A 12037-nucleotide genomic window follows, 5' to 3' on the forward strand; every position below is an offset into this window, starting at 1 on the left:
TAAAAGAAATATGCTTAAGATAATCGAACATTTTTCCAGCTGCAGGAACAGGATTTATTATTATTGAATATATAACTCCTCCTATAAAAATAAAAGGAATTACAAAGAATACGACCGATATCAAACCCGTTAGTAACGTAGAGAAAACTATCTTTTTAAGCCTATTTCCTATCATTTTCATTTTGCCTCCATGCTAGTTTTACGTATCCTATTTTGATTAATAGCGGCCAGACCCCTCAGAGTTTTTTAACTATATCCATTTTAAAATATTCATCTTAACAAATCGAACATTGAGTTATGAAACTCTCAATTAATGTCTCAGTATAGGAATTTCAACCAAAGAAAAGAGCAGTTCCATTCATATTCGAATGAACTGCCCTGTCGTATTTTATATAACAATTTATCTAAACAAAGAGGAAATTTGCTATTACCTATAAAAACTGCTTCGACCTCTTATCGCTGACCGGAATACCTTGTTTCCATTAAAACTGCATTGACCTCGTATCGCTAACCGATATACCTTACTTCTATTAAAACTGCATCGCACCATATCGCCGGACGATATGCCTCGTTTTCAGTAAAGCTCATTAACCGTGTACGCTGACCGATATACCTAGTTTTCATCAAATCTTCATCGAATGCGTATCGCTGGCCGATACGCGTTGTTTCCAGTAAAGTACAGCCTTATCTCCACTAAAACTGCATCGACCTCGCCTGGCTTTCTGTGGCTTTAACCAGCTCGCCCCATGTGGAATGTCCACGGTCTTTGAACTGTTGCAGCAATTCGGTGAACAGATAGGCTGTGGTCAATGCATCGCCTACCGCGCTATGGCGGTCATAAATACGTGTGCCAAATGCCATCGCATATCGCTCCAGGTCACGCATATCGTAGGAAGGCGCTATGAAGCCGATCAGGTCGAGCGTATCGATGGTGAACAGTTTTTTCAGCGCCAGCTTTTCACGTTTCAGTTCGCTCTTCAGCACAAGGTGATCGAAGCCGACATAGTGGCCGACAAGGCATACTGCCTCGTGTGACCCAACGTAGTCAAAGAAGTCATGTATCGCCTCTAAAGCCACCGGTGCTTCGGCAACTTTTTCATTCGTAATTGATGTCAATTCAATTATTTCCCGAGAAATTTGTCGCTCGGGGTTCACATATGTCTGAAACCGGTCATTTTCCATCACTTTCATCCCACTTACCGGAACGGCGCCAATTTCAATCAGCCGGTCTGTGGTCGCCACCTGGAATCCCGTCGTCTCTGTGTCGAAAACAATAAAAGTCAAATCATCGATTCTAGTCGATAAAGGGATTTTTTCGTACGTAAGCGGGCAGGAAATATTCTTTCGTTGAAAAAACATGCGAGCCTCCTCTCAAAGTGCCTGTCTTCGCCCCAGATTCACTGGATCTCTTTCTAGTGACCGGTGTGGTGCCTGTGTCCACCCAGATTTCCCCTAATCTTTCTAGTGGTGCTGTCACCACCCGGGTTTGCTAGATTCCCTAGTGCCCCTCATTCCCACCTCTTGTATTCCCGGAACACATCACACCGAGAATCTAGCAAAAACCATTCCCTGAAGTTCGCGAAGTGTTCGCAGGCTCAGGATGAGTTCATCTTTTTGCCTGGTAGACATGGTGGTGAATGATAGGAGGGAGCTTCCGCCTTTATTTCCCCATCTTTGCCTGATATAAAGGTCCAGCACATGGTTGAAGGCCTCTTGTAAATCTTCCGCGAACCCTTCGGTGAAAATCCCCTTCTCTTTTATACTAGCGATTTTCTCCAGTGGTGTTCCTGGGATTCCTCCGTAATAGAGCGATAGGATTTGCAGGCTGTGGTGGAAGGGAAACAAGATTTCTTTTTTCATATCGATGTTTTTCCGGCCGAGCTTGAACAGTGCACGGATCGGTTCGTCCAGCGTCGGTATTTCCTGCTCCTTTTCGACCTGGACCATCCGGTAAAGGAAGATTTTCGAACGGTCGAGCAGTTCGGTGATTTTTGCTCCGAACTCCGCGTCTAACGCTTCACTTCCTGCCACAAAACGGTAGGAAAAGAAGTTATGCGCCAGCAGCAAGTTTTCATTTGTGGACTGCAGCATCCATTTGCGCACTCGATCCTGCCACTGCAGCACTGTTCCCCTCCACTGCTCCTCACTCGACATCATTAAGCCCTTGCAGCGCGCGTAGCCGGCTGCCTCCAGCTTTACAGTGATTTCTGCACCCAGTTTTTCAAAATAGCCATGCTCGCTGCTTTCTCCATATACAAGGAAATGATCCTGGTCCGTCAGCATGAATTGTTCTCCGCGGCCGGCAGAACCCATTAAATAAAACGCAAATGGAGCAGGCGGCTCAAGCCCTTTTTTGCGGAGTGCCGCAAGAGACAGCTCGACTGCTCTGCCGATCAAACGGTCGTATAGCTTCGTGATGATATCCAGCAATGCCATAGCAGGAACACGGTCTCGCAGCAGCGTTTCGGTCATTTCATAGATTGCTGCCTTTACCTCAGGCAAATTGTTTTCATCGGCCTCGTCAATCTTCTTTATCGTCCTCATTACACTGTCATTCTTTTTCCGGAGCAAATCTGTCAGTGTGACTACTCCGGAAATTTCCCCGTCATCGACCACGGGCAGATGCTTGATTCCGTTCAGCAAAATTTTAGATAAGGCATCGTAATAGTAAGCGAACCTGGATATCATCACAGGATTTTCCGTCATCACCAGCCTGGATGGGCTGTCAAAAGGGATGCCCTTTGAAACGACCCGGCCTACGATATCCCGTTCCGTTATGATTCCTTTCAGCTCACCATCCTCGATCACCAGTACAGAACTGGTTTTACATCCAGCCATTCTTCGCGCGGCTTCCTGAATGCTCGTGTCAGGAGTAACGGACGCGATATTATCACTCATCAGATCCTGGACTCTAGCTAAAATCGTTTCACCCTCGCCGATACCCCTGGCCATTTTGACCTGCTCGGCAAGGGAGCCGTACACATCTCTCAGCCTGATTGCGACCTGGGCCAGAAGGTAATCATGGACATCCTGGTCTTCCCACCTCTTTGCCAGTACGGAAAAAGGGATTAGCAGTGCCTGGACTTCATCTGCAGCCCTTACTCCTACATTGGCCTGAGTTTTATCGGCACTCGTCAACCCAAGGAACTCTGCCAGACTCGAAAACCCTACAATTTCACCTTTCCGGATGACTTCAAGAACTTCCTCCTGTCCGGAAGCATTTTTCACGAACACCTCGGCATTTCCCTGTAAAATCAACAAAAGCCCCTGACGAGTCGTGTCCGCCTTGAGCATCATTTCGCTTTTTCCATAGGTAAGAGTTTCACATTCTTCGACAAGGGAAAGGGCCGTGCGTTCATCCACCCCCTGGAACAGGGGATGGAACTGCACAGCCTTCCAAATTTTCTTATACTGATTTTGTTGCATCGTCATTCATCCAAACTTCGCCGTTCTTATAGGTCATCTGTTCAGGATAGCGAAGGTCGAGTACTTCCTCCTGAATTTTTTGCGAAGGTGCCGGTGTCGCAAGCGATACAATGACGTTGGCAAGGATTGCAGCTGTAGCGCCGAATACGCCGGCACCTGTGTCAATAATGCCAAGGATTGTGAAGCCGCCGTATTTTGCCGCGAAAATGTATCCCAATGTCACGGCAAGACCGACAAGCATCCCTGCGATTACACCCTGTGAATTCGAACGCTTCCACCATACACCCAGGATCAGAGCCGGGAAGAAGGTTCCGCTGGCAAGCGCGAAGGCCCAGGCAACGATTTGAGTGATCGCTCCAGGAGGGTTAAGGGCGATCAGTCCTGCAAACAATGTAGCGACAACAATCGAAATACGCGCGACATTCAGGCGAGTTTTTTCCGTAGCGTTCGGCTTCATGACACGGTAGTATATATCGTGAGCGAAAGCTGACGAAATCGCGATCATCAAGCCGCCGGCAGTTGAAAGAGCCGCGGCCATAGCGCCTGCCGCTACAAGGCCGATGACGAAGACGCCAAGGTTTGCAATCTCTGGTGTCGCCATAACGACGATATCGTTGGAGATGATCAACTCGCTCCACTGAAGGACTCCGTCGCCATTTCCATCGGCAACTTGAAGCTTTCCTGTATCGACCCATGTTTTCGTCCAGGCAGGAAGCTCACTGATTTTGCTGCCGGCAACCTTTGTCATCAGGATGAAGCGTGAGAACGCCGCATAAGCAGGTGCTGACAGATAAAGCAAGCCGATGAAAAGAAGTGCCCATGCACCTGACCAGCGTGCAGCCTTCATCGTAGATACCGTATAGAAACGGACGATGACGTGCGGAAGTCCCGCTGTACCGGCCATCAATGTAAACATAAGAGCAAGGAACTGCCATTTCGTGCCGTTCGTGAATGGCGCGAAGTACTCGGAGATCCCAAGTTCACGGTCGAGCTCACCCATTTTGCCGACCAGTTCACCGTAGGAAAGCCATGGAAGTGCACTGCTTGTTATCTGGAGAGACATAAAAATGACCGGAATCAAATAGGCAATGATCAAAATGATATATTGCGCAACCTGTGTCCACGTGATCCCCTTCATACCGCCGAAGGCAGCATAAGTAGCGATCAGGACCACACCAATCATCGTACCAAGCTTCGCATCGATTTCGAACAGTCGCCCGATTACCACACCGGAACCGGAAAGCTGCCCGATCGAGTAGGTGAAGCTGATGATGATCGTTGAAATGGCCGCAATGACGCGTGCCGTGTGGCTGTTGTATCGGTCACCGATAAATTCTGGAACCGTGTAGCGGCCGTACTTCCTGAGCTGTGGCGCAAGCAGGAAGGTCAACAGCAAATATCCGCCCGTCCAGCCCATGATATACGCAAGGCCGTCATAGCCGAGCAGCATGATTGTACCGGCCATCCCAATGAAGGAAGCAGCACTCATCCAGTCAGCGCCGATCGCCATCCCATTAAAAATTGGCGGGACGCCGCGGCTGGCAACATAGAAATCAGATGTCTGTTTGGCTGTATTGAAAACCGCAATTCCAATATACAAACCAAATGTAGCTAAAATAATAGATAATGAGACCAAGAATTGTGTATCCAAAGTTCTCCCCCTTATTCAAACGCTCTTTTTTACTTTCTCCGTGGTTTAGTGATCCAGGCTCTTTCCTTCGCTCAGCTTGACATTCTTCTCCTCATCGATTCCATACTTCCTGTCGATGCCATCGCTAAGCTTGGCGTTGACAAACAGCAAGATGATGAACGTGACCACTGCCCCCTGCGCTCCCATGAAATAGTGGAACGGGAAGCCGCCGATCGAAATCTCGCTCAGTGGTTCGGCAATCATGACCGCGCCGAACGAAACGAGGAACCAGATGATGAAATAAATGATCATGTTACGGGTTTTTTCACGGAAATACGCGTCAGCAACTGACTTATCAATTTTCTTCACATTTACACCCCTTTGGTTTTGCTAATCCCCTTTGTATAATCCTTCATGAATGACAGACACAGCCTTACATTGAAAGCTTTCTTCACTCCTTTATTTTTATAAATTTTAATTATATGAACCTTGCGCCAGGCAAAGTTGATACCTATTTTCAGGTGAAAATGATTGGAATCTGGATGGATTAACTTAAGCTGAAGATGAATTTCACTGTTTCAAAAAATGGAGCCGGGACCATGATAATCTGGATGAGGAAGTAGAGAAAGATGCTCAGGAACGGGACTGCCAGGTAAATTAACTTGTTTTTTCTTAAGCCCATGAAAAGGCTGATGCCGGTAATCACCATCAGGCCGATTAGAATGATCACGTTGATTCCTCCTGCGTAAAAGTTTTTTGTATATATATGAATAATTATTTATTTAACTAAATCTTTAGAAAATTTAATTTAATTATCCATATAATGTCCAGGCAGGTCAATACGTTATTTTTAAAAAATGTAATCGCTTTCTATGTCGATATTTTTCAGACCGTGGGAAATTCGTTAGTCACAGTAAGGTTTTGACGGGGTCTAAGGCATAGGAGTTTGTCGAAAAAATTTTTTTAGCTTGTTTCCATGGAATTGCTCTGTTTGTAATGATTTTACAGAATAGTAAAAGGAACACTCGCCTTTGAGTGTTCCTTCATTGAAATATAATTTACCAACAGGCAATGGCGCCGTCGGTCCGCATTTCGGTACCGCCCGTCAGGACGCCGGTTTCCGGATTGCGGACGATGACCTGGCCTCGGCCAAAGCCTCCGCCATCATATGCCACCTTCATCTGATGCCCGCGTGCGGCGAGCTCCTTGACGATATGATTCGGGAAGGTGTGCTCGACTTCGATTTGCTTGCCGCTGATCCACTGCCAGCGCGGTGCATCAAGCGCAGCCTGCGGATTCAAGCCAAAGTCAATCATATTCATCGCCACCTGGACATGCCCCTGCGGCTGCATATAGCCGCCCATCACGCCAAATGGTCCGACAGCCTGGCCATCCTTTGTGATGAAGCCGGGAATGATCGTGTGATATGTCTTTTTGCCCGGAGCTAGCGCATTCGCATGATTTGGGTCAAGCGAGAAGTCATGCCCGCGGTTTTGCAAGCCGATTCCGGTGCCAGGCACGACAACGCCTGATCCGAAGCCCATATAGTTGCTCTGAATGAATGAAACCATATTGCCTTCACTATCAGCAGTCGACAGATACACCGTTCCGCCCTTTGGGAGCTGGCCAGGTTCAGGCATTCTCGCTTCATCGGAAATTTTTTCGCGCGCATCCTTACCATACTGCTCTGATAGGAGGTCGGCTACCTTAGCCTGCATCGTTTTAGGGTCGGTTACATATTCCTTGCCATCCGTGAACGCCTGCTTCATCGCTTCCAGCTGAAGATGGACTCCCTGGACGTCATCGCGATGGGTAAACTCGTACCCTTTTAATATATTCAATGCCATCAAGGCAACGATTCCCTGGCCGTTCGGCGGGATTTCCCAGACCTCATGGCCGCGGTAGGAAACAGAAATCGGCTCCACCCATTCCGGATGGTAGTTTTCTAGGTCTGATTTACTCAGGAATGCTCCTGCTTTTTCAGAAGCTTTGGCGATTCTATCAGCCAGCGCGCCCCTGTAAAAGCTTTCCCCATTCGTTTCGGCGATTTCCTGGAGTGTGTTCGCATGGTCCTCCGATTTCCACATCTCCCCTGCCTCAGGAACCTTGCCGCCAGGAGCGAAGACGCGGAACCACTCATCATACTCCTCACCCTGGAAGCGTGTCTTGTAGGCATTGTAAGCACCCTTCCAATATTTTGCGAGAATAGGAGTCAGCGGGTACCCGTTGCGTGCATAATCAATCGCCTGCTGCAGCACTTCCGTAAGCGGCAAGCGACCGAATTTTTTCGATAACTCCGCCCATGCTGACGGCGCTCCAGGAACCGTGACCGGAATCCATCCATTTGAAGGCATTTTGTCATGGCCAAGCTCTTTTATTTTCTCAATCGAAATGGATTGCGGCGCTGGACCGCTCGCATTCAAGCCATACAGCTTATCTTTCACCCAGACAAGCGCGAACGCGTCGCCGCCAATCCCATTGGACGTCGGCTCAACAACCGTCAGGCATGCTGCTGTCGCGATCGCCGCATCAATCGCGTTTCCGCCCTTTTTTAAAATATCAAGCCCAGCCTGCGCAGCAAGCGGCTGAGACGTAGCGACCATCCCATTGCGCGCCACCGATGCCATCCGCTGGGAAGGATAAGGATATGTATGCAAAGACATTATGATTCCCCCTAGTAATTTTCGTCTTACGAAATATTATATCAAAATAATTGAAAATTCTAAACAAAAAATATCCCTTCCGGTTGTGAAAGGGACTTCTTTGAAAATACAGGATGGGCGCCAACAAAACAAATTAAACTTCCTCAAGACCTTTTAAATTAACAAAGGCCAGCCATGTTAGCAATAAGCTTCCTGCATAGAATAACGTAGAGAAAATCACCTGAGCCTCATTAAGGGCAAATAACCGTGACATGACCGATTGATCTCCATCTCTCAATAAGAATGCAAAGAAAACTAGAAGCAGGACACTTATTAGTACTAAGCCAGAAGGAAGCTTTAATTTCCCGGACATGTTCAGCGTCCGGGAAATCGCCCTATTATTCAATGCTGATCCGGCCATAATCAGCAGCAGTGCCAGTAAAAATGCCCAAAAAGTCAAAGTACCAGCCGTTAATCTTAAGAGTGGAATGGCAAGGAAAACGCCGATTAAAAAAAGCATCATGAACCCAGTCAAGGTTTGATATTTCGTTTCATTTGAAACATGTTTGTACCAGTAATACATCACCATACCTGTAATTGCTGTAACGAGTATTTCAATTGCGAATGTACTGAATGACCAGCTTGGTATGGACGCTCCTAACAGAGCCATAAATACCGGTAAGCCTAATTTTATTGTGATATCTGATATAAAACCCTTCTTTCTATCCGCCAAATAGCTCACCTAATCCTTTACCAATTCCTTTGAATACCTTTCAGTACTCTTGCATCATCTTACTATTAAATGTCTTAAATTCTTTATTTAGTGCATCTTTTCTTTTCCTGCTTCATGACGTTCCGTTAAATAAGATTAACAACTAACCCAACATCTACTTAAGCCGGACTCTCCTACAAACCACTTTGCAGTCTTAATTCATAAAATCCCTTCACCCGGGTCACGACATCCTTTGACCCAGAATCCTCAATCATCATTGCGACAATCATATCGGTGGACTGCGGGTTATAGGCGACGAACCATCCGAGTTCCCTACCCTTATCGCCCTGCTTTTCCTTGATTTCCGCTGTTCCTGTTTTACCGGCGAGCGGATAATTGGCTATCAGGCCATTGTGCGCTGTTCCTTTTGGGTCGGTGATGACCTTTGTCAGCATGTTGCTTAGCGCCGCTGCATTGGCGGGGCTGACCAGGCCTTCCTGCCACAGCTGTCCCTGCTCATCCTCCATATTCAGGATTGGCTTGATCAGGTTGCCCTCGTTGACGAATGGTGAATACGTCGCTGCAAGATGCAGGATATTCATTTCAACCTGCCCCTGGCCATAAGCAGAGTCTGCCAGGCTGATTTCACTGTCAATTTTTCCGATTTGCGACGGCTCGATTGGATAGAGATATTCTGGCTGATCTTCAAAGCCAAATTTCTTCAGACCTTCTGTAAAAGTATCCTGACCCATTCCGAGCGCTGCCCTCGCGAAGTAAATATTATCCGAATAGATCAGCGCTTTTTCGAGGTTAATGCTGCCGACCACATTGGAGTATCTCGTCACTTTATAGCCGCCCCATGATGCGTCCTTATTCCACTGCTTCCCGGTGATTTCATAAGCGGTATCCAACTGGAGCTTGCCGCTCTCAAGGCCGATAGCCGCCGTGATTGGCTTGATCACAGAACCCGGAACATAAGTCATCTTAAATCTATTAAGCATCGGCTTGAGCGGATTGTCTTCTAGCATTTTGCGTTTGTTTTGCGAGATTCCAAGCGCCATTTCATTCGGGTCGAAGCCCGGCGAGCTGACCAATGCCAGGGTCTCACCTGTGGTCGGATTGATGGCCGATGCCGTGCCTGCTTTTCCTTTTAGCTGATCGTATAGTTGCTGCTGGGCGACAACATCGATCGTCAGCTGAACATCCTTCCCGTTTTCCACCGGTTTTTCAGCAAGCGTCTTGACGGTGCCGTCCTCTTTTACAATTGAAATCCTGACACCGTTTGTTCCTTTTAACTTTTCTTCAAGAACCTCTTCTAGACCGCGGCGGCCAATTAGGTCGGTAGCGGTGTAGCCTTTGCCCTCCAGTTTTTCCAGGTCATCGGCGAGGATCGGGCCAACGTACCCGATCAAATGGGACAATGCCTCTCCGTATGGATACTCGCGGGCACCGACCATCTGGCTTGTCACTCCATCGAGCGAAAATAATTTTTCATGAAGCCCTTTATCTGTCTTCGAAACTTTTTTCAGCGGCACGAACAAGTCAGGTTTTACCCAACCCGCGTTCATCGACTTGTTGATTTGCTCCTCCGACATGTCGAGCAGCTCCGCAAGCTTCATGATTGTCTGCTCTTTTGGCTCGCCCAACTTGCCTGGAACCACTCCGACCTGGACAGCCGTCCCATTGATCGCAAGGCCGTTCCCCGCGCGGTCAAGAATGCTGCCGCGTTCTGCCTGAACATTTTTGAAGCTGATTTTATCCCCTGCTTCAAGTTCCGGAAAAATGTACGTCGTATTCCAGTCGACATACCAATTTGTTTCTTCTTCACGTTCTTCTTTTACAAGAACAGCATTATGATCGAACTCGATCGGACCAGCAGCGCTGTTCATTTTAGCCGAAAAAGGAAGTTCTGCATTTTCTTCATGCTCCTGCTCTTCCTCAGGCTGATTGTAGCTGACCTTCAGCTCGTCGATCTCTAAATCTTTGTAAATTTTATTATAGCGGGAGACGAAATCCTCCTTGGAAATGGAATCCTTCGCTTTCTCTGATAAAAATCCATACATCTCATCAAACTTCTGATCATTCCAGAGCTTTACGTATTGGGAAAACCGTTCTTCGGGAGTCGGTTCCTTGCTGCAGCCGGAAATGATGGCGGCAATCACGACCGACAAAAGTATAAATAGTACCCGTTTCATATGTATCCCTCCTCTTGTCTGATTTTACCATAGAATTTCCATTTAGATAAACTTCGTGCTCTTCCTTAGATTAATAAAATACAGCCTCTACTTTTTCCATAAAAGGTTTCCATCCGTGAATCTTTTCCTATTAATCCAATAAAAAAACCCGCCTTTATAGCAAGGCAGGTTCGAGAATTTTAGATTTTATTATGAGTTTGTTGAAGTGTCAGAGTCAGTTGAAGAGTCTTTGTCTTTATCTTCTCCTGCATCTTTATCTTCTTTTTTATCAGAGCCGCCTTCAGCAGGCTTGTCTTCCGCTGGAGTTGTGCCTTTAGCGTCTTCCTCTGAGTTTCCTTCCATATCTTCTTCAGCAGCATCTTCAGACTTGCCTGCATCTGCATCAGAAGAAGCTTTTTCTTCTGCAACATTTGCATCCTGCAATGCGCTTAGAGGCTTATTGAAGTACTCATGCGGATTGACCGGTACATTGTCCTTGCGGATCTCAAAGTGTACGTGGTTGCCAGCCTTCTCATTGATCAGGCTTGTTCCGGATTTCGCAATGACTTGTCCTTGCTCAACCTGGTCGCCAACCTTAACTTGGTAGTCTTTCACTGACTGATATTGTGTTACAATACCTTTGTCATGCTCGATTTCAATGACATTTCCAAGCACTGCATCTTCCATGACATTTGTGACAGTACCGCTTAGTGATGCGATTACATCAAATTCCTTGCCATCTTTTGTAGCAATGTCTAACCCAGTGTTCGGATGGTACGTATTATCATAGAACACTAGAGCTGCTTCTTGCTCAGCCGCGTCGCCGTCATTGTCATAGAATTGCATTTGGACGACTGCATCATCTTCATTCACCACTGGCATTACAAAGTTCTCCATCGCGCGGTTCACTTCAACTGCTGGCTGGTCATTCATCTTTTTGCCAGGCATGTCAGTCGCTTTGTATTCCGACTGATCCAGCTGATCGGTTCCGCTGTTTTGATACCATAGGACACCAGTTAGAATGATTGCGGCACTAGCAATATAAACTGTTGGATACACCCACCGCTTCTTGAAAAAGCTGTTCTTGCTTTTGTCTTGAGAAGATCTTTTTTCTTCCTCTCTCATTTTCATCACCTCAGCAATCAGTTTGAACAGAAGCGAAAAAATATATACATAGAGTTGAAAAAATTTTTACTGCTTATTTTTCGACAAAGGTGCGAGTTTTATGCAAAAAAGTTTTATGGATGCGTTTTGGGGATTGAGATAAAGTTTATTCGGGGTTTACTGTAAACAACTCAATTGGCCCTGTTCGGGTTACTGCTATATAAAGTCGGGATTCCGCAGTGCGGGTGTTACTCTATATCAAGCCGGTTTTCTGCAATGTACGAGTTACTACTATATCAAATCGGTTTTCTGCAATGTACGAGGTACTACTATATATCAAGTAGTTTTT

General features: G+C 46.7%; 9 protein-coding genes. All 9 read right to left on the reverse strand.

Annotated features, from left to right (window positions below; translation table 11 throughout):
* Nucleotides 1–693: 693 nt before the first annotated feature.
* On the reverse strand, nt 694–1359 hold the full coding sequence (locus tag J7I80_RS12180; RefSeq protein WP_214738641.1) for a 3'-5' exonuclease: 666 nt from the start codon (nt 1357–1359) through the stop codon (nt 694–696).
* 180 nt (nt 1360–1539) lie between these two features.
* Nucleotides 1540–3426, reverse strand: coding sequence for a DUF294 nucleotidyltransferase-like domain-containing protein (locus J7I80_RS12185; RefSeq protein WP_214738642.1), 1887 nt, complete (start codon nt 3424–3426; stop codon nt 1540–1542).
* On the reverse strand, nt 3407–5077 hold the full coding sequence (locus tag J7I80_RS12190) for a sodium:solute symporter family protein (RefSeq protein ID WP_214738643.1): 1671 nt from the start codon (nt 5075–5077) through the stop codon (nt 3407–3409). Before J7I80_RS12190 ends, J7I80_RS12185 begins: the two co-directional genes overlap by 20 nt.
* Nucleotides 5078–5122: 45 nt before the next feature.
* Complete coding sequence (locus tag J7I80_RS12195; protein ID WP_023613617.1) at nt 5123–5425, reverse strand: DUF4212 domain-containing protein; 303 nt, start codon at nt 5423–5425, stop codon at nt 5123–5125.
* 178 nt (nt 5426–5603) lie between these two features.
* On the reverse strand, nt 5604–5786 hold the full coding sequence (locus tag J7I80_RS12200) for a hypothetical protein (protein WP_214738644.1): 183 nt from the start codon (nt 5784–5786) through the stop codon (nt 5604–5606).
* A gap of 328 nt (nt 5787–6114) precedes the next feature.
* Nucleotides 6115–7719: a gamma-glutamyltransferase gene (ggt, locus tag J7I80_RS12205; protein WP_214738645.1), complete on the reverse strand. Its 1605-nt coding sequence runs from the start codon at nt 7717–7719 to the stop codon at nt 6115–6117.
* Nucleotides 7720–7852: 133 nt separating this feature from the next.
* Nucleotides 7853–8431, reverse strand: a complete 579-nt coding sequence (locus tag J7I80_RS12210; protein WP_214738646.1) for a hypothetical protein — start codon at nt 8429–8431, stop codon at nt 7853–7855.
* Between the two features lie 173 nt (nt 8432–8604).
* Entirely contained in the window at nt 8605–10605 is a 2001-nt protein-coding gene (locus tag J7I80_RS12215) for a penicillin-binding transpeptidase domain-containing protein (RefSeq protein WP_214738647.1), read from the reverse strand.
* 189 nt (nt 10606–10794) lie between these two features.
* Complete coding sequence (gene spoIIQ, locus J7I80_RS12220) at nt 10795–11709, reverse strand: stage II sporulation protein SpoIIQ (protein ID WP_214738648.1); 915 nt, start codon at nt 11707–11709, stop codon at nt 10795–10797.
* Between the last annotated feature and the right edge of the window lie 328 nt (nt 11710–12037).

Source organism: Bacillus sp. ISL-41, assembly GCF_018613235.1.
In the GTDB taxonomy this organism is placed as follows: Bacteria; Bacillota; Bacilli; order Bacillales; family Cytobacillaceae; genus Mesobacillus.